Source organism: Neobacillus mesonae (assembly GCF_001636315.1).
Lineage (GTDB): Bacteria > Bacillota > Bacilli > Bacillales > Cytobacillaceae > Neobacillus > Neobacillus mesonae.
Map to the genome: position 1 here is coordinate 729,236 of NZ_KV440949.1, position 18,011 is coordinate 747,246.

At 39.6% G+C, this 18,011-nt stretch carries 18 protein-coding genes; 3 read left to right on the forward strand and 15 right to left on the reverse strand.

Features of this window, described 5'->3' with window-relative positions:
• Positions 1–11 precede the first annotated feature (11 nt).
• The 9 genes from A6749_RS03660 to A6749_RS03700 all read right to left on the reverse strand — a co-directional run bounded on the left by A6749_RS03660 (position 12) and on the right by A6749_RS03700 (position 7,795).
• Entirely contained in the window at positions 12–515 is a 504-nt protein-coding gene (locus A6749_RS03660) for a cytochrome c-type biogenesis protein CcmH (protein ID WP_066385376.1), read from the reverse strand.
• Position 516: 1 nt separating this feature from the next.
• Positions 517–2,499 carry a heme lyase CcmF/NrfE family subunit gene (locus A6749_RS03665; RefSeq protein ID WP_066385377.1) on the reverse strand — a complete coding sequence of 661 codons (1,983 nt, stop codon included), beginning with the start codon at positions 2,497–2,499 and terminating at the stop codon, positions 517–519.
• 24 nt (positions 2,500–2,523) lie between these two features.
• Positions 2,524–2,976 (reverse strand): cytochrome c maturation protein CcmE, encoded by a 453-nt coding sequence (locus tag A6749_RS03670; protein WP_084797622.1) that lies wholly within the window; start codon positions 2,974–2,976, stop codon positions 2,524–2,526.
• A 13-nt stretch (positions 2,977–2,989) separates the two neighbouring features.
• The gene (locus A6749_RS03675; protein ID WP_066385378.1) at positions 2,990–4,051 is read right to left on the reverse strand and encodes a hypothetical protein; all 1,062 of its coding nucleotides are present in this window, start codon (positions 4,049–4,051) and stop codon (positions 2,990–2,992) included.
• A gap of 243 nt (positions 4,052–4,294) precedes the next feature.
• Positions 4,295–4,948 carry a c-type cytochrome gene (locus A6749_RS03680; protein ID WP_066385380.1) on the reverse strand — a complete coding sequence of 218 codons (654 nt, stop codon included), beginning with the start codon at positions 4,946–4,948 and terminating at the stop codon, positions 4,295–4,297.
• A gap of 17 nt (positions 4,949–4,965) precedes the next feature.
• Entirely contained in the window at positions 4,966–5,412 is a 447-nt protein-coding gene (locus A6749_RS29250; RefSeq protein ID WP_342354923.1) for a PCYCGC motif-containing (lipo)protein, read from the reverse strand.
• A gap of 164 nt (positions 5,413–5,576) precedes the next feature.
• Positions 5,577–6,134 (reverse strand): elongation factor P, encoded by a 558-nt coding sequence (gene efp / locus A6749_RS03690; protein WP_066385384.1) that lies wholly within the window; start codon positions 6,132–6,134, stop codon positions 5,577–5,579.
• Between the two features lie 22 nt (positions 6,135–6,156).
• Complete coding sequence (locus A6749_RS03695; protein ID WP_066385385.1) at positions 6,157–7,218, reverse strand: M24 family metallopeptidase; 1,062 nt, start codon at positions 7,216–7,218, stop codon at positions 6,157–6,159.
• 79 nt (positions 7,219–7,297) lie between these two features.
• Positions 7,298–7,795 carry a YqhR family membrane protein gene (locus tag A6749_RS03700; protein WP_066385387.1) on the reverse strand — a complete coding sequence of 166 codons (498 nt, stop codon included), beginning with the start codon at positions 7,793–7,795 and terminating at the stop codon, positions 7,298–7,300.
• Between the two features lie 208 nt (positions 7,796–8,003).
• Here A6749_RS03700 and A6749_RS03705 point away from each other — a divergent pair, with 208 nt between their 5' ends.
• Positions 8,004–8,948: a DUF1385 domain-containing protein gene (locus A6749_RS03705; protein WP_066385390.1), complete on the forward strand. Its 945-nt coding sequence runs from the start codon at positions 8,004–8,006 to the stop codon at positions 8,946–8,948.
• A 59-nt stretch (positions 8,949–9,007) separates the two neighbouring features.
• Positions 9,008–9,394, forward strand: coding sequence for an SA1362 family protein (locus tag A6749_RS03710; RefSeq protein ID WP_330220438.1), 387 nt, complete (start codon positions 9,008–9,010; stop codon positions 9,392–9,394).
• 21 nt (positions 9,395–9,415) lie between these two features.
• Here the strand turns inward: A6749_RS03710 and A6749_RS03715 are convergent, their stop codons facing one another.
• The 4 genes from A6749_RS03715 to A6749_RS03730 form a co-directional block, all read right to left on the reverse strand.
• The gene (locus tag A6749_RS03715) at positions 9,416–10,300 is read right to left on the reverse strand and encodes a patatin-like phospholipase family protein (RefSeq protein WP_066385393.1); all 885 of its coding nucleotides are present in this window, start codon (positions 10,298–10,300) and stop codon (positions 9,416–9,418) included.
• 161 nt (positions 10,301–10,461) lie between these two features.
• On the reverse strand, positions 10,462–12,876 hold the full coding sequence (locus A6749_RS03720; protein ID WP_066385394.1) for a heavy metal translocating P-type ATPase: 2,415 nt from the start codon (positions 12,874–12,876) through the stop codon (positions 10,462–10,464).
• Between the two features lie 82 nt (positions 12,877–12,958).
• Complete coding sequence (copZ, locus tag A6749_RS03725) at positions 12,959–13,165, reverse strand: copper chaperone CopZ (protein ID WP_066385395.1); 207 nt, start codon at positions 13,163–13,165, stop codon at positions 12,959–12,961.
• Positions 13,166–13,286: 121 nt separating this feature from the next.
• On the reverse strand, positions 13,287–14,021 hold the full coding sequence (locus tag A6749_RS03730) for an urease accessory protein UreH domain-containing protein (RefSeq protein WP_066385396.1): 735 nt from the start codon (positions 14,019–14,021) through the stop codon (positions 13,287–13,289).
• A gap of 274 nt (positions 14,022–14,295) precedes the next feature.
• Between A6749_RS03730 and A6749_RS03735 the strand changes: the two genes are divergently transcribed.
• Positions 14,296–14,553 carry a hypothetical protein gene (locus A6749_RS03735; protein WP_066385398.1) on the forward strand — a complete coding sequence of 86 codons (258 nt, stop codon included), beginning with the start codon at positions 14,296–14,298 and terminating at the stop codon, positions 14,551–14,553.
• A gap of 64 nt (positions 14,554–14,617) precedes the next feature.
• On the opposite strand, the gene A6749_RS03740 is transcribed toward A6749_RS03735, so the two are convergent.
• Positions 14,618–15,067, reverse strand: a complete 450-nt coding sequence (locus tag A6749_RS03740) for a C40 family peptidase (protein WP_066385401.1) — start codon at positions 15,065–15,067, stop codon at positions 14,618–14,620.
• Between the two features lie 194 nt (positions 15,068–15,261).
• The gene (locus tag A6749_RS03745; protein ID WP_066385403.1) at positions 15,262–17,820 is read right to left on the reverse strand and encodes a vitamin B12-dependent ribonucleotide reductase; all 2,559 of its coding nucleotides are present in this window, start codon (positions 17,818–17,820) and stop codon (positions 15,262–15,264) included.
• Positions 17,821–18,011 lie beyond the last annotated feature (191 nt).

Genomic DNA, 18,011 nt, shown 5'->3' on the forward strand with positions numbered 1-18,011 from the left:
ATAGTCACATCCTACAGATACTTTTTGCGTTCTTCATCAATAATGGAAGAAATAATCTCATCTTCAACTTCATCCTCAGTTTTTTTAATTTCAGCTTCCGGTTCATCGATACTTTTTCGTTTCACCCATTTACGAATGACTAAGGCTATCCCCGCTGCAGCAGCGGCAATCGCCGCGAACGGCAGAATCCAGGCCGTTAAACTAAAGCCGCTTTTCTCCGGTGAAGTTAAGATTTCTTCCCCGTAAATATTGATATAATACTTGCGGATTTTATCTTTATCCCAGCCTTTATTCATCATCTCGACTAAATCTTTTTTAAAGTCTTTTGTGAGATTACATGTATTAGGGTCACATTCATAATGATCTTGGCCGCAGCCGCATGTACAGGCAAACTGAGAAGCAACCGCCTTAAATTCAGCCGACTTGTAGTCAAATTCCTTACCCTCCGCACGAATAAACGAACCTTGAAAGATGAACAACGCTAAGAGGAGCCCAAGATATATTTTTATTTTCATATTAAGACACCTCTTTACGGACTCCAGTGTATCTTGGAGTAACATTTCCATATTTGCCGTTCCAAACGGCGAACAATGCACCAATTACAATCATGACCGACCCAACCCATAACCAATTCATCATTGGATTTACCTTAACAACAAAGGTTGCCTTGCCGTCATCTTCCCATGCGCTTAACACAATGTATAAATCTTCTTTTAACGATGAAATAATTGCGACCTCAGAGGAGGGCTGTTCCCAATTTCCGTAAAAAACCTTTTCCGGCTGGAAGGTTCCTAGTTTTTTGCCATTCTTAAAAACTGTTAAGTCCGCATAAACAATATCATTGATGCCTTCCCGTTTTTGGTCTAAGCGATCATAATTAAGCCTATAATCCTTTAACTCGATAGAGCCCCCTAGTGGAACGGTTTTCATTGTTTCCATGTCGAAGTTTTGCGAACCGATGATTCCCATAGTGATAAACGCAATACCTAAATGAACAATATATCCTCCGTAACGGCGGCGGTTTCGAATCATTAACCGATATAAGGCCGTGAGAGGCTCCTCCTTCGTCATTTTTCGCCGCGCTTTTACTCCGGAGTAAAACTCCAAAAAGTGGGTAATGAATAATAGAATAATAACCCCATAGCCAATGACGGCCCAGGCTTTTTGAATCCCCAATACAATCATTAACACCATTCCAACGACGGCTAAAATCGCAGGAATCATAAAATTTTTCTTTAGATTTTTCACCGTTGACCTTTGCCATGCAAGAAGCGGACAGACAGCCATAACAAACATCATTGATAGAAGAATTGGAGCCTCCACTTTATTGAAGAATGGCAGCCCGACAGTAACCTTTGTACCGCGCACCGCTTCCGATACTAAAGGAAAAATGGTTCCCCAAAACACCGCAAAGGCAGCCCCTACAAGTAACAGGTTGTTAATTAAAAAGCTGCTTTCTTTGGACACAAAGGAAGTAAATTCCCCTGCACTTCGTTTAAGCAGGTTATATCTGCTCATCAGTACATAAAGTGCGCCTATGACAGCGATTGCCATAAAGATAAGGAAGTATAATCCTAAATTCGAGTTGGCAAAGGCATGAACAGAAGTAAGGACACCGCTTCGCACCAAGAAAGTTCCAAATAAAGTTAAAGCATAGGAAACGATGATTAAGCTGATATTCCAAATCTTGAGCATATTTTTCCGTTCTTGAATCATCACCGAATGCAGAAATGCTGTCGCTGTCAACCATGGCATAAAGGAAGCATTTTCCACAGGGTCCCATGCCCAATAACCGCCCCAGCCAAGCTCAACATAGGCCCATTGTCCGCCAAAAATGTTTCCTAGACTTAAGAATAACCAAGCGATAATCGTCCACCGCCGGGTCATTTTAATCCAGAAATCATCGACGTTTTTCAAGATCAAAGCCGACATTGCAAACGCAAAAGGAACCGCTAGACCGACATAACCAAGATAAAGAGTAACCGGATGAATAATCATGCCGGGATTTTGAAGCATCGGATTCAAGCCTTTTCCTTCCATTGGAACTTGATCCAATAAAACAAACGGTTTGGCAACAAATGATAAAATAAAGAAAAAGAACACCGCATTAGCCATAAGGATTGCCGAAATATATGGAACCATCGGGTTTCCCTTCATTTTCCTTGAAAAAGCAACCATCAATGCATACAAGGTTAAAAAGAAGGTCCAAAGTAATAAAGAACCGGCATTTCCAGCCCATAAAGCAGTGAGTTTATAAATCACCGGGAGCTCGCTGCTCGTGTAGTCATATACATATTCGTATTGAAACTGAGATGCTGCCAGCAAATAAAACATTGAAAGTATCGCCAGCGCGGCGCAAATAAATAAGGAAATCATGGCGCCCTTGCCGCTGTTTACCAGCTTTTGATTTTTCGTACTAATTCCAAGCGTCATAATTAGAAGTGAATAAACTGCAATTGCAAATCCTATATAAATAGTTGCATTGGCAAATAAATACATTTTGTCACCTTCTTGTGTTTACCTTTATTTTTCTTTCGGTGGTTGATTCAGCTTTTCTTTATGTGTTTCAGGGTCATAGTCTTTCATATCTTTCCCTTCATATTTAGAAGGACATCTTGTTTTAACCGTTTCTGCTTTAAAGGTATCTTTAACGGTTGGAGAGCCTTGGAGAATCGTAATCACACCTTCGGAAAAGTTATCAGGCTTTGGGCCATTATGGATCACATGCATAATATTACCGTCACTGTCTTTGACATCGAATTTCAATTCGATTTTGTCAGGATTCCACTTAATGGAGTCTTCAATCAGCAATCCCTCTACGGTAACAAAATCATCCTTGTACTGCTCTTGGCTGGCTAACAGCTGTTTCATCGTCAGTTCAATGCCGCTCGAACCCGGGGTCGCAGCCATTAACAGAAATATAATGGCGCCAGCAATAATAAAACTCCCCAATAAAACCATCGTGTTCTTTTTCATTCCAATCACCCCGTTAAATTAATTTTTTCATTTCCTCTTCATATGTTTCTTGGTCCATTTTGCCTGTCAGCAGTTTTTTACGCAGTTCCTTTTTAGCCTCTGTGGTATCTTTTTTAATTTCAGTTTTCCTTGAAAAAGACTTCTGTTCATGTTGTTTTTTCTGCCCAGACCCCTTCCCCGTTTTTGAAGGATTTGCTTTAAGCCCTAAATAAACAAAGATCCCGGCGAGAATGATTGCCATTCCGATAATAGAGGCGCCGCCTAAGCCAATCAGCGGACGATTTGAATTATCCGTTGTACTTGATGTTCCCTTTGTTATTTGGTCAGTAGCCGAACCATTAACCCCCGTATGGTTCTCATCCTTTGGCACCTGCACTTTGCTCATTGCTTCCATTGAGGACTCCGTACCATCCTTCTTGTAAGAGAAGGAATACTTTAATGTCTCTCCGGCTTTAATATTCTTGTATTGGTAGAAAAAAAGATCTTCTCCATATTCATTTTTTGAGCTTTCCTGCGCTTTTGGCTCCATTTGAATTTCTTTAGCATTCATGGGTGCATAATAAATGACATCCAGCTGTTCTATGCTGCTATTATTCTTAAACTCGTATGTAAATCTTTTTCTATCCTTTACATCAATTGTTTTGGTGTAATATTCAATCACAAATTTGTAACTCTCATTGTTTTTAATCGGCTTTTCCGGCTTCCAGCTTATGATGCCATTTTCTTTGTCCACATCATAAGGGCGTTGAACTTCCGGTTTATTTTCCTCCGGGAATTCGGCTACCAAAAAGGCTTCAAATCCTTTTTCCCCAGCTGGAACAGCTACTTCAATTTTCCCGTCATAATCTTGACCGCTCTTATTGATGATTGTTCCGTATTCACCGATAAGTAATGAGGGAATATCTCTTGACGGCCAGTCCTCTGGATAGTCAAATTCCGGCATGACTTGGATCTGCATTTCCTTGATTGGAAACTTTTCCGCAGAATAAGCGGATGCTGCATCGGCTCTAGGAATCAACAAATTTGACAAAAATAATGCAATAACAAATACGGCCGACCACTTCTTTTTTCGCATAGTAATCCTCCTTAACCCTTCAGCCACATAATGAAAGTGCTAATTTTTTACTATAGTCCTCTTTGAAATAAATAATAATCGTAATCGATCGCTTATGGCCGCTGGACTCTTGAACATTTTGTTAACCGATGAAAATCGTTACTATTTCGACAAAAATTAACCACAAAATGTTCACATTTTCTAATTGTGGAAATAAGTACAAAAAACCTGAACCCCATATTCAGGATTCAGGTTTTTAGGCCATTATTTGTGTTCTAATGAGCGGATATAGCTTACAATATCGCTAATATCCTGCTTCTTCAATTGACGGGCGCCTTCCAGTCCTTTTAGGGACGGCCCCATTCTGGTTTCTTCCCGCCCATAGGCTGTGGTAATCCAAATTTGCCGGTCTGATGTATACTTTAAATATTGGGGATTTGCCAGGGCTGTACCCATTTTTATTTTTCCCTCTCCGGCCTCGCCATGGCAGGAGAGACAGTATAAATTATATTTACCCCTGCCCTGGTCTGGATCACCTGCTATTACATTTGGTGCCTCAAAAGAAATCTTTTCAGTCTGCCAATGTCTTATGAACACAACGAGTTTATGTATATCCTCATCTAACAAGCTGGTGCCATATGCATGCATATCCGTATCTTTTCTTCCGAACTTGACATAATTATATAAATCTTCATCTGATACAGAACTTAAAAAATGTTGATTATTGATGGCTGTTCCGGCTCGTTTCCCTTCACCTTTTCCAGTTTCTCCATGACAGGCAAGACAATACTGAAGATATAGTTTTTCTCCCGCTGCAACAGCCTTTGATTTTTTGCCGTCAATAAGCTCGCCATTACTAATAGCAAAAATGACGATGAACATAACAAGAATATAGCTGCCGATTAAAATTTTTCTCATCGAAGGAACTCACCTTCTTATTTTGGTTCAGGTGTTGGAGTCGGTTCCCCAAAGTCTTCATATTTCTTTGTAATATACTCGTAAATTTTTTTAGGGCTTTTTCCATCAACATGCATTTGTATCGCCTCCCGGGCGATATTAATACAAACATCTCAAGATATACTCATTGGGTCCCATTCTTCAACAGCGCTATTGTCGCCGAAGTGGTCAATATAGCAATCTAAATTACTTTTATGTCCATCCTGTGCATAACAGCCGCAATAACAAGGAACATTTGCAACCACTTCAGGATAGTTAGAAACCATAATATAGGTTTCTTTAATTTTGTCTGAGGAATTTAGGACATAATCCGGCAGCGGTTTGTGTTTTTTATCGAGTGTTACATTCGCCTTGTTCGAGCTGCAGGCTGCCGCAATTAGAACCATCGTTACGCAAAGGATCATTAACGAGAAAAACTTTTTCATTACCGTGTCACCCCTCCCATAATATTGTGATTTCCATTTCATTTTAACAAAAAGGAATCTTGTTAAAGCGCGCTAATTATTACTATTTCGTGAAGATTTTATGATAAAAAAAGTAAAAAAGCCTTAGTCCAAATACGAATGATCTGGACTAAGGCTTTTTAAACTTAAGCTCTGGATACGTAGGTTCCTTCTGATGTGTTGATGATTAATTTGTCACCTTGGTTGATGAAGAAAGGCACTTGAACAATAAGTCCTGTTTCCATAGTGGCAGGTTTCGAACCGCCGGAAGCAGTGTCACCCTTAATTCCAGGCTCTGTTTCAGTTACTTCAAGCTCAACAGTGTTCGGCAGTTCCACTCCAAGAGTTTCGGACTGATACATCATGATATGAACTTCCATGTTTTCCTTTAAAAACTTTAGTTCATACTCAATGTTTGATGCAGGAAGTTCTACTTGCTCGTAAGATTCCATATCCATAAATACATGCTGATCGCCGCTTGCATATAAATATTGCATTTTACGGTTGTCGATTTGAGCTTTCTCTACTTTCTCACCAGCGCGGAAAGTCTTTTCTTGGACAGCTCCATTACGAAGATTACGCAGCTTGGAACGAACAAACGCTGCCCCTTTACCTGGTTTAACGTGTTGGAAATCCATAACCCGCCAAATACCGCCGTCTACTTCAATAGTTAACCCTGTACGAAAATCGTTAACTGAAATCATGCTTAAATTCCTCCTAAAAACATTACAAAATAATTAAATCTTTGGTTGAATGAGTAAGGACTTCATTATGATCGTTTGTGATAAGCGTATCATCTTCAATCCGCACACCGCCTAGTCCTGGAACATATATTCCCGGTTCACATGTTACGACCATTCCCGGTTCGAGGACAAAGTCAGATTTCATAGAAAGGGCAGGTCCCTCGTGTACTTCAAGTCCAATTCCATGACCGGTAGAATGTCCAAAGTTCTCGCCGAACCCTTTTTCAGTTATGTAGTCCCTTGTCAATGCATCTGCCTGTTTTCCGGTTAAGCCTGGTTTCAAGCCATCCATGCAGCGCAGCTGTGCATCAAGAACAATTTGATAAATATCTTTTAACCTGCTGTCAGGTTCACCGACAGCGACTGTCCGGGTGATGTCGGATACGTAGCCTTTATAATAGGCACCAAAGTCAAGTGTAACCATATCCCCTTTTTCAATCACCTTGTCAGTTGCAACACCATGTGGAAGCGCTGAACGAACTCCTGAAGCAACAATGGTATCAAAAGAAGAAGAAGTCGCTCCAGCTTTTCGCATAAAAAATTCTAACTCATTCGACACTTCCATCTCCGTTTTACCCGGTTTTAGGAAATCCAAAATATGTTTAAAAGCAGCATCAGCAATATCCGCGGCTTCCTTTATTATCTTAATCTCTGCATCAGTCTTAATCAAGCGTAATTTTTCAATTACCCCAGCGATCGGTACAAGTTCAGCTTTCAATTCTTCTTCATATACTTTAAATAAAGAATACGTTAAATAATCTTCTTCAAAACCCAGCTTTTTGATGCCTAACTTTTTCACCTGTTCAGCAACTTCTTTTGGGATTGTATCGGAAAACTTAATAACCTCGAAGCCTTCACATTGCTTTGCAGCCTGTTCAACGTAACGGAAATCAGTTATGAATTGTGCATGATTGGTACTGATTAATACAACTCCAGCAGTACCTGTAAAATTAGATATGTAGCGGCGGTTATAAGGACTTGTGATTAGAACCCCATCAATTCCATGTGCTGCAAATTCTTCTCTTAATTTTGTTAATTTCTCCATCGTCTCCACTCTCCTTTTCAATTCCACAGACGGACACAATTATTTTATCACAACCATTCCTTATCCGACTAATATCAACTTAACTTGCCTCTTCTTTTTCCTGTTCTATTTTATTCCGATATTCATAGCTGATGGAATAACCGATAAACATCCCATAGATGATATATAGGCAAACAGACGTAATAATAGTATTTCGATTTAAATCGATAAGCGGTTTTATATCAGGAAGAAGCGGATTTAAAAGCATAAATACGACAAAAAATAAAATGACACCATATCCTATTCCGAACCATAGGCCATTAAATCGTTTTAAAAGAACTGAATAAATGAAAGCAACACCAATCGAAATAATTCCGAGCAGCAAGATTGCGATAACAGTTCCAGCCCATCCATATTTCCAATTTCCAAGCGCCCATGGAATAAGGATGACATTGGGCCGGATTTCCGTAAAATTTAAATAATAAGTAATAAAACCAACCGTTCCCCAAAAAATCCCCCCAAATAGTCCAGTCCAAAAAACCATTACAGGAAAAGCCATTGGTTGGGGATATTTAGCTGCTCCATTTTCGTTAGTCATTGCAACAACCTCCAATACATTTTCATTTGTATTATGCCCTTAGCATACCCATCACTTGCATAAAAAAATATTTTTCGGATTTTAAATGGAAAGATTATGTCAATCCTAGAGGATTTTTTATTTTTCTAGTAGAATACAATTAAGTACATACAGATTTCTTCAACTTTCTGCTCATGTGCAACTTTGTATATAGGTTGGTGTCAAATACATGTCCAATTCTCAAAAACCAGTATACGGCGGTCAAGCTGTCATTGAAGGTGTCATGTTTGGCGGTAAACATCACTATGTCACCGCTGTCAGAAGAAAAGATCATTCCATTGATTATTATCATGTTCCGCGAAAAGTTAATCCTGTTCTTGCAAAATTAAAAAAGATTCCGTTTCTTCGCGGGATTGTAGCGATTATTGAAGCAAGCGCAAACGGCTCAAAACATTTAAATTTCTCATCGGAAAGGTATGACGTCGATCCAAAAGATGATCATACAATAAAAGAACAAGAAGTTTCGAAATTAACAATGTATTTGGGAGTAGCCGTTATCGGCGTTATTTCCTTTGTCATTGGTAAATTGGCCTTTACATTAGTACCTGCTTTATTAGCAAACTTTATGAGACCCATTTTCCCATCAGATGTGGCTCAAGTTGTCATTGAAAGTGTGATTAAGCTTATCCTGCTTCTTTCCTATATTTATTTTGTTTCGTTAACGCCGCTGATCAAACGGGTATTTCAATATCATGGTGCTGAACATAAGGTCATTAATACATTTGAGGCCGGTGTCCCGCTCACGGTAGAAAATGTTCAGGCCCATTCTAGGCTTCATTACCGCTGCGGCAGCAGTTTTATTCTCTTTACCGTTATTGTAGGACTATTTGTCTATCTGCTTGTTCCTACAACACCGCTATGGCTGCGGATTGTCGACAGAATTTTGCTGATTCCTGTGGTATTAGGGATTTCCTTTGAAGTACTGCAGTTCACCAATAAATTAAGAAATGTCCCAGTCTTGAAATATCTTGGTCTGCCAGGACTTTGGCTCCAGCTCTTAACCACGAAGGAGCCTGATGATGAACAGGTAGAGGTGGCAATTCTTTCCTTTCAAGCATTATTAAATAAGGAATCAGAAACGGAATTCAGTATGAAAAATGAAGAAATTATCTAAATTTTGGTTATTACTTGTTTAAAAGGTAAAAAAAATGCTTAAGATGCTCATAGAGGGAGGTGGCTTTCTTGAAAAATCGGACATCCGTCCTTATTATAGGGGGGCTTGTTATTCTTGCCTTAATAGGTCTTGTTGGCTCATTCACGTCTAATCCCGCTGGGTTTATTCAGAAAATAGCCATTATGGCATTAATCGGATTTGCGATATTTTTTCTCGTTCGGAAGTTTTCAAATTCGGGCCCTCAAAAAAAAGAGCAGCGGGCATTTTTGAAAGCTGCTAGGCAGTCTAAGAAACGGCTGCAGCATAAGAGCGGAGACTCTAATACAAAGAGCTCCCTAGGCCGAATTTCCCCTTTAAAGAAAAATAAAACCAAACGGAAATCTCCTGCTCATCTCACTGTTATTGAAGGAAAAAAGGGGAAAAAGAAAAATCGAGCGTCATTATAAACGCTCGTTTTTTTTTGGTCATTAATATGTCCATTTGCTCAAAAAACGTTTGGCATGTTCTCTTCCAAACTGAAAAAGCGCTTGCTTTTTTTCATCCGTTAACTGAAACTCCGTCGTAAAAATTCCTTCTGTTGGAATAAAAATAATGTTTTTTACATGCTTTTTTGAAATATACCGGGCATCATGGGCGTCCTTCATGGTTTCAAATAAGGCCCCAAATAATTCAATCCCATTATTTATTTTATGTTTTTGATGCTCGTATTCATTAGCGCTTAACTTAATTCCTAAAACGGGTCTTACTTTTTTTACATTATCCTTATCGAATAGCCACATCGGAAAATTACTTAACACTCCGCCGTCTACAAGTATATTAATACCATCAATCGAGCGCATTTTTACAGGTTCAAAGAAATAGGGGATACTGCAGCTTATTCGAATCGCCCTGGCAATGGAAAAGGACCCTGGAGAAATACCGTATTTCTCCAAATCTTCCGGTAATACAACCATTTGTCCGTTCGATAGGTCTGAGGCAACCAACCGCAGTGCATCGGGAGGTAAATCAGAAAATGTTCTCAGGCCCTTAGCCTCCAGCTTTTCCTCAAGCCATTGTTCCAGTTCATCCCCTTTATATAGTCCTAATTTCCAATAGAGTAAAAGCCATTTTGCAAATTTGAACGGAATTATCGTTTTTCTGGAGTCTAATAAATTGGTTGGGTCCAGCTCATCCACCAGATCGTAGATTTCTTTACTTGTGTAACCTGCAGCAATTAAAGCTGCAACGATACACCCGGCGCTGGTCCCTGCCACTCTGACAAACTTGAAGCCACGGCGTTCAATCTCTTCATAGGCACCAATCAATGCAAACCCCTTTATACCTCCTCCGGAAAAAACTCCATCTATATTCATGGCAGCCACCCCTAAAGATGTAATCATTGTTACACTTTAAGCAGCTGCATCCTAAAATAGTACAACGGACAAGATGAAAATTTTTGATAACACAGCTTGAAAAGGAAAGAAGACTGAGAATATGTGTCAGTCTTCTTGAAAAGTGGTGCTCTTTTATAGTTTTATAGTTTCACTTTCTGTAGCCTTAACGCATTTAAAACAACGGATACGGAACTGAATGCCATCGCTGCTCCTGCTAACCATGGGGCTAAAAAGCCGAGTGCAGCAACCGGGATGCCCAAAGAATTATAGGCAAGGGCCCAGAAGAGATTTTGTTTAATATTGGCGATTGTTTTCTTACTCATAAAAATGGCATCGGCGATACTGTTTAAATCACCGCGAATAAGGGTGATATCAGCAGCCTCCATCGCCACATCCGCACCGGTGCCAATGGCCATCCCAATATCAGCAACAGCCAGTGCCGGAGCATCATTTATTCCATCGCCAACCATTGCCACTTTTTTGCCTTGAGCCTGGAGCTTCTTGATTTCTTCAGCTTTTCCTTCCGGCAGTACTTCCGCAATGACATGTTCAATACCAGCCTGTTCAGCAATTGCCATTGCTGTTTTCTGATTATCACCGGTAATCATGATAACATCCAGCCCCATTTTTTGGAGGCGTCTGATGGCTGCTTTCGACGTGATTTTAATGGTGTCCGCTACCGCCACTGTACCGGCAAACTGACCGTTAATCGCTGCCAGCATAGCCGTCTTTCCGGCACGTTCTAAACCGTCCATTTTGGAAAGTGCATTCGCAATTGGAACATTATGTTGACTCATTAGTTTTCTAGTACCAACAAGGATTTCTTTTCCATCAATCACAGCTCTTATTCCAAAGCCGGGAATTGCCTCAAATTCGGTTGCATTTTTTAAAGCTATGCCTTTTTCCTTAATCCCTTGAACAATTGCTTGGGCCAGTGGATGCTCTGATTGCTTCTCAGCAGAACCCACCAAGGTTACAAAGTCATTTTCAGTAAAATTTTTTTCAACAAAGATGTCAGTTAAAACTGGTGTACCATTTGTAACAGTTCCTGTCTTATCTAATACGACTGTTGAAATGCGGTGGGTCATTTCCAAATGTTCGCCGCCTTTGAAGAGAATTCCAAATTCCGCTGATCTTCCTGAACCAGCCATAATTGACGTTGGCGTTGCCAAACCTAATGCACAAGGGCAGGCAATAACAAGGACAGCAATTAATTTTTCTAGAGCTTCCGGAAAATCACCAGGCGAAATGACGAAATACCAAATAATGAAGGTTAAAACCGCCAGACCAACGACGATTGGGACAAACACCCCGGAAATTTTATCAGCAAGACGCTGGATTGGCGCTTTAGACCCTTGAGCTTCCTCTACCACTTTAATAATTTGGGCTAATGCCGTATCCCTGCCAACCTTAATCGCCTCAACTTTTAAAAATCCATTTTTGTTAATGGTGGCACCGATTACCTCATCGCCAGCTTTTTTATCAACCGGAACGCTTTCACCGGTAAGCATGGATTCATCAATTGCTGACTGACCTTCAATAATTCTTCCGTCAACCGGGATCTTTTCTCCTGGTTTAATGTGAAGAATATCACCAACAACTACTTCCTCAAGCGGGATTTCCTGTTCCATTCCCCCGCGTTCAACAACAGCTGTTTTAGCCTGGAGGCCCATTAGTTTTTTAATTGCCTCTGATGAACGCCCCTTTGCCTTTGCTTCAAACAGCTTTCCTAAAATGATTAATGTAATCAGCACGGCACTTGTTTCATAGTACAGTTCAACTGTGTGCAAACTGCCTGAGAGAGACATGATTGATAAATATAAGCTGTAAAAATAAGCAGCAGATGTACCTAAAGCAACGAGTACATCCATATTTGCGCTTTTATTTTTTAAGGCTTTATAGGCACCAATATAAAACTGTCCGCCAATGATAAATTGGACCGGCGTTGCCAAAAGCAGTTGAAACCATGGATTCATAAATATATCTGGCACCCAGATGAATGAAGTAAATGAAAAGTGACTAACCATTGCCCACAAAAGCGGTAATGATAGTATAGCCGAAAAGATGAATTTTCTCTTTTGCTTTTCAATTTCCTTTTGCCGATGGTCAACCGCTTCTTTTGTATCTTTTTTTATTTGTGCACCATAACCTAGATTTTCTACCTTTTTTATAATATCGTTCACGGATAAGGCTGAACCATTAAATTCCACCGTTGCTTTTTCTAACGCCAAGTTCACATTCACTTTTACAATACCATCAAGTTTATTGAGGCCTTTTTCAATTCTGGCAGAGCATGCAGCACAGGTCATGCCGGTAATATCAAACTCTGCTTTTTCCGTCACCACATCGTAGCCTAAGTCCCTAATTTTATTTTCTATATCCTCAACCTTTATTTGCGAAGAATCATATTTAATTGCCGATTTTTCCAAAGCAAGATTTACGGTTGCTGACTCTACACCCGCAAGTTTATTTAATCCCTTTTCAATTCTAGTGGCACACGCGGCACATGTCATACCGGAGATTTGCAGATTTGTTTCCTTTACATTTTGAGTCATAAAAGCCAACTCCCCATACCCCATATGGGTATATATTTTTGAGAAAAGAACGTGCTAATAACTAGCACGTCTTTTGAAATGGTTATTTTACATCATAGCCTTGATCGTCAATCGTTTCTTTAATTTGATCCAATGTTACTTTTTCTGGATTAAATTCAACAGCAACCGTTGCGTCTTTCAGGTTTACCTTTACAGTGTTAACACCATTCAGTGTACCAACACTGCCCTCTACCGCCTTAACACAATGATTGCAAGACATTCCCTGTACGTTTAATGTTACCTTTTCCATCTATATCCTTCCCTTCGTAACTAGTGAAATTGTTTCTCTAATATTAAATTACCATACCCCCCCACCCTATGTAAAGAGTTATATCTAATTTCCTTCATTATTTTTTCCGATATTTTTGTATTTACAACAACCAATATGTCAGGGTATCAAAAACTCCTAACAAAATCATGACAATTCCGGCTGTCCTTTGAATGATTGTTCCAATCCTTCTCCCTTTTTTCATTAAAAGTCCGCTTGCACCAAAATACCATATTAAAAAGATGATCAATAAAACTGGTAATGCTGTACCTAGGGCAAATATGGATGGAAGGATAAATCCATAGGAACTTGATAACACAACCGGCATTAATGTAACAAAAAATAAGATAAACATCGTCGGGCAAAATGCAAGTGAGAAACTAAAGCCAAGCATAAAAGAACCAAAAACATTTTCATGCTTATATTCTTTTTTCCCTTTAAACAAGTTGAACGTCCAAGTGAATTTTACTAAACCAAGCATATAAATCCCAACAATAATTAATAACGGTCCCATCAGCTTTCGCATCCATGGAAAATATTCTGTCAGCTGCTGTTCAATCCCCTTTCCCAGAAGCCAAACTAAAACACCCAGCAATGAAAAAGCTGTGATTTTTCCTAATGTAAAACTGAAAACATCTTTCCATACAATTTTCTTTTGAATAGAACTATTTCCGTAAAGAGTAATCGCACTAATATTCCCCGTCAGCTGGCATGGGGCAAGTGCGCCGACTACCCCTAAAATAAATGCAAAAGCAAGCGGCCATGATTCTAAATTATTCGCCATCGTAAAAAAGGGTTCACTCATGAATGTGCTAATTTTGTTAAATAAATTATACATAACACCATCCCAGCTATCATGATTCTAGAAAAATGATAACATAATCAACTGCAGAAATGGTCGAAATAAAACGTTGTTCAACGAATTGTCCTGATTTATCTTCGATTTTTTGTAACAAAGTCTTCATATATTATCAATTCGATTTTTTCTTGCAAAACCCTTTCAAACTTTTGTCACAATCTTGATAAATATTTTCACTTTTCGCAGAAGCTTCATGAATTCTTCATAATTCAGCAGTATGATGAAGACGAAAAAATGAAAGGGGAGATTAAAAGTGAAAAAGCTTGCAGTAGGTATGTTGAGTGCAGCGTTAATCCTTGGTGCTGGAACAGCTGTCTTTGCGGCCGGAAATAGTGGGCAAAGTGATGTTTTGAGTTTTGAAAAAATGCTGCCATTTATGCAAAAAATGCACCCTGATTTCTCAAAAGATGAATTAAAGGACATGTACAAGGCTTGCCATGGTGAAGGAGGGATGATGAACGGTTCAAATGGAATGAATGTGGAACGGCAAAGTATGATGAATCGGTTTTAGTTTCGTAAAAGTCATTTATCTACAGTCCAAAAAGAGCACCGGATTTCCGATGCTCTTCCTTTATTTATATACGCTTAGCGCCAATGAAGCGCGGCTTCCAATAGACATTGTTTGTGTAAGTAATGGATACACCTTTAGAAGATGCTGCTTGAATCATTTTACCGTTACCGATGTAAATAGCTACATGTGTCGGTTTGCTCGCTTTGTTTGGAGCAAAGAACATCAGATCTCCCACCTGTAAAGAGCTAACACGTTTACCTTGTTTGTAGAACATGTCAGATGCTGTACGTGGTAAAACTTTTCCCGCTTTCCCGTAAGAGTATTTCACAAGACCCGAACAGTCAAACCCTCTTGGTGAAATTCCTCCCCATCTATATGGGACTCCCAAATTCGCTTTTGCCACGGAGATTGCTTTGGTGTGATATGAAGCCGCTTCGGCTTTACCTCCCATAGCAGAAAACAATGAACTTAGAATAATAGTCATAGCAAAAACTGCAACGATTTTTTTCAACATCTTGTTTAATCCCCCTGGCGATTTATGATAACGTTATCATACAAAAAATGAGTAACACCGCCGTGACAGGAAGATTACAGTTTTATTACAAATTTCGACTTTATTTTTCACTTTTCGAATTTTTTGTAAAAAATTAATCTCTCCATTAACCATAACTAAAAGGTGTGGACTTGCATCCACACCTTCATTAAATCTTATAAACCGCACTTTAATTGTGCACCGCAGTTGGTACATGTATTACAGCCGCCAATTTCTTCAACTTCTCCTTTGCGGCATACTGGACAAGTGTTGCCTACTTCGGAGCCAATGGTTACATTTGTTGAACGAAGATCGCTGATCGTGTCGACAAGTACGACTGGCTTCTTTTCTTTTTCATCAAACATAGACAACTGCTCATTAGTATTTTCTTCTGCTTTAAGAGTTAATACTTGAGAATCGCGCGATCCGTCTACGTAAACAGTACCACCTTTGGCTCCACCACGGTATAGACGCTCGTAAACTTTCTCAACTTGTTCCACACTATATCCTTTTGGTGCGTTAACAGTTTTACTGATTGAACTGTCAATCCAGCGCTGGATAACACATTGAACATCAGCATGTGCTTCAGGAGCAAGCTCCATCGCAGTTACAAACCAATTTGGCAGGCTTCCTGGATCTGCTTCTGGGTGCTGATCTAGATATTCTTGAACAATGTCCGCCTTTACTTCGATAAACTTCCCGAGACGACCGCTGCGGAAATAAGAGAATGAGAAGTATGGCTCAAGTCCTGTGGATACCCCAACCATTGTCCCGGTGGATCCAGTTGGTGCGACGGTTAGCAAATGAGAATTTCTAATTCCGTTTTCTAAAATCGATTGTCGGATATCATCCGGCATTTTTTTCATATATCCTGTTTCAATAAATGCCTGTTTTAAGCGGTTAGTCTCTTCTAAAGATTCACTTGTTAAGAATGGGAAGCTTCCCTTTTCTTTCGCTAATTCAATTGAAGTTCGATAGGCCGTAGTAGCAATGATTTCAAACACTTGATCAACTAGTTTATTACCTTCTGGTGAACCGTATTCTGTTTCACAGTAAATCAAAAGGTCGTGTAATCCCATAACACCAAGACCAACACGGCGTTCACCAAGAGCTTGTTTTTTGTTTTCTTCTAAGAAGTATGGTGTAGCGTTGATGACGTTATCCTGCATGCGGACACCAACCTCTACTGTTTTCTTCAATTTATCAAAATTAACTGTTTTCGTTTCTTTGTCTGCCATTTCTGCTAAGTTAACTGCAGCAAGGTTACAGACGGAAAATGGTGCAAGAGGCTGCTCCCCACACGGATTTGTTGCAACAACCTGCTGGCCATATGCCTTTGCATTGGTCATATCGTTAGCATTATCAATAAAGAAGATTCCCGGCTCTGCTGAGTAAGTTGCGCAGATGTTGATTAAGTTCCAAAGTTCTTTCGCCTTAATCTTCTTGTAGACACGTACTTTGTATCCAAGTTTTTCCCACTCGCGAACGTCGCCTACTTTATGCCATTCTTCATTATAGATTTTCATTTCCTCTTCAGTATAGTGTTCCACATATGGGAAACGAAGTTCATATTCACCGTCATTTTCAACGGCTTCCATGAAATCCTTTGTCAAACAAACAGAAATATTTGCTCCAGTCAAGAATTCTGGATTATGGACTGTATAATTTCCGCCTGTCGCCAATTTCTCCTCAGCATCAGAAATTATACCTTCGCTGAAACCTCCGTAACCTTGAATGTTCTTATAGTTTACAATCCCTTGGTACATTGCGATTTCTTGTGAAGTCAAAGGAGTAAACTTTAATTTATCTTTCGCCAGTTTTTTAATCGTTTCATCTTTTGTATTTTCAATTAAGAATCGTAAAATCCTAGGATTTTGCATCTTAGAAATAATAAATTCTATGATATCCGGATGCCAGTCCGCCAACATGATCATCTGGGCGCCCCTGCGGCTGCCACCCTGCTCAACCAAATGAGTCAATTTTGCAATGTCATCTAACCACGAAACTGAACCAGATGACTTGCCATTTACTCCACGTGCCAGAGTGTTTCTTGGACGTAATGTTGAACCGTTTGTACCGACGCCGCCGCCTCGGCTCATGATTTCCATAACCTGCTTTCGGTGATCAGAAATTCCTTCGCGGGAATCTGCTACGAAAGGCATGACGTAACAGTTAAAGTACGTTACATCTGTGTTTGCCCCTGCACCGTAAAGAACGCGTCCCGCAGGAATAAAGTTCAGATTAACGAGCTCTTGATAGAACTTCTCCGTCCACTCAATCCGCTTCTTTTCCGTCTCTTCAACTGCCGCCAGACCTGTCGCCACACGGCGTGCAATCTGCTCATAGAACAGTTCAAGCGGTTTTTCAATTACATCAAGTGAACGTAAAATCACGCCTGTACCAGCTTCTTCAGGATCATCCAGAACGCCTCTAAATTCCTCTTCCACTAATACCTTTGCTTTCTTCTTCTCCCAATCGATATCTTCAATGGTTCCTAAACCTCGTGCTGGAAATTTTGGATCCTCTTTAATCGTCAGAACAACAAAGTCTCCTTTGGTGAGGGTAATTTTCTCCGTATCTTTGAAGGTGTATCGATCCAACATAACTAAGCGCGAAACACCCTTGTGAGTTATTTTCATATCCGGGGTAACTGGGTGTACCTGGGGAAATAGGCGGATATCCTCATTCAACCTTTCAAAATCAATATTCATTTTTTGTCTAAACACAACAGACATGAGAACAACTCCTTCTAAAAAATAAAATCTATTTGCTATCTGATAGATTCTAGTCTGTTAATATTTGCAATATCTAGTTGCTTCAATATACATAAGGTACCACAACAAGACAGAAAAAATCAACATATAGTGTTTTAGATTTTTTCGACACCACTATATATTGTATGTTGAGCAAAAAACATTTATTTTGT

What these genes read in the sequence shown, in the direction of transcription:
- A6749_RS03660 (WP_066385376.1), bottom strand. Translation starts at nt 515, where the DNA reads ATGAAAATAAAAATATATCTTGGGCTCCTCTTAGCGTTGTTCATCTTT.
- A6749_RS03665 (WP_066385377.1), bottom strand. Translation starts at nt 2,499, where the DNA reads ATGTATTTATTTGCCAATGCAACTATTTATATAGGATTTGCAATTGCA.
- A6749_RS03670 (WP_084797622.1), bottom strand. Translation starts at nt 2,976, where the DNA reads ATGAAAAAGAACACGATGGTTTTATTGGGGAGTTTTATTATTGCTGGC.
- A6749_RS03675 (WP_066385378.1), bottom strand. Translation starts at nt 4,051, where the DNA reads ATGCGAAAAAAGAAGTGGTCGGCCGTATTTGTTATTGCATTATTTTTG.
- A6749_RS03680 (WP_066385380.1), bottom strand. Translation starts at nt 4,948, where the DNA reads ATGAGAAAAATTTTAATCGGCAGCTATATTCTTGTTATGTTCATCGTC.
- efp (WP_066385384.1), bottom strand. Translation starts at nt 6,134, where the DNA reads ATGATTTCAGTTAACGATTTTCGTACAGGGTTAACTATTGAAGTAGAC.
- A6749_RS03695 (WP_066385385.1), bottom strand. Translation starts at nt 7,218, where the DNA reads ATGGAGAAATTAACAAAATTAAGAGAAGAATTTGCAGCACATGGAATT.
- A6749_RS03700 (WP_066385387.1), bottom strand. Translation starts at nt 7,795, where the DNA reads ATGACTAACGAAAATGGAGCAGCTAAATATCCCCAACCAATGGCTTTT.
- A6749_RS03705 (WP_066385390.1), top strand. Translation starts at nt 8,004, where the DNA reads ATGTCCAATTCTCAAAAACCAGTATACGGCGGTCAAGCTGTCATTGAA.
- A6749_RS03715 (WP_066385393.1), bottom strand. Translation starts at nt 10,300, where the DNA reads ATGAATATAGATGGAGTTTTTTCCGGAGGAGGTATAAAGGGGTTTGCA.
- A6749_RS03720 (WP_066385394.1), bottom strand. Translation starts at nt 12,876, where the DNA reads ATGACTCAAAATGTAAAGGAAACAAATCTGCAAATCTCCGGTATGACA.
- copZ (WP_066385395.1), bottom strand. Translation starts at nt 13,165, where the DNA reads ATGGAAAAGGTAACATTAAACGTACAGGGAATGTCTTGCAATCATTGT.
- A6749_RS03730 (WP_066385396.1), bottom strand. Translation starts at nt 14,021, where the DNA reads ATGTATAATTTATTTAACAAAATTAGCACATTCATGAGTGAACCCTTT.
- A6749_RS03740 (WP_066385401.1), bottom strand. Translation starts at nt 15,067, where the DNA reads ATGTTGAAAAAAATCGTTGCAGTTTTTGCTATGACTATTATTCTAAGT.
- A6749_RS03745 (WP_066385403.1), bottom strand. Translation starts at nt 17,820, where the DNA reads ATGTCTGTTGTGTTTAGACAAAAAATGAATATTGATTTTGAAAGGTTG.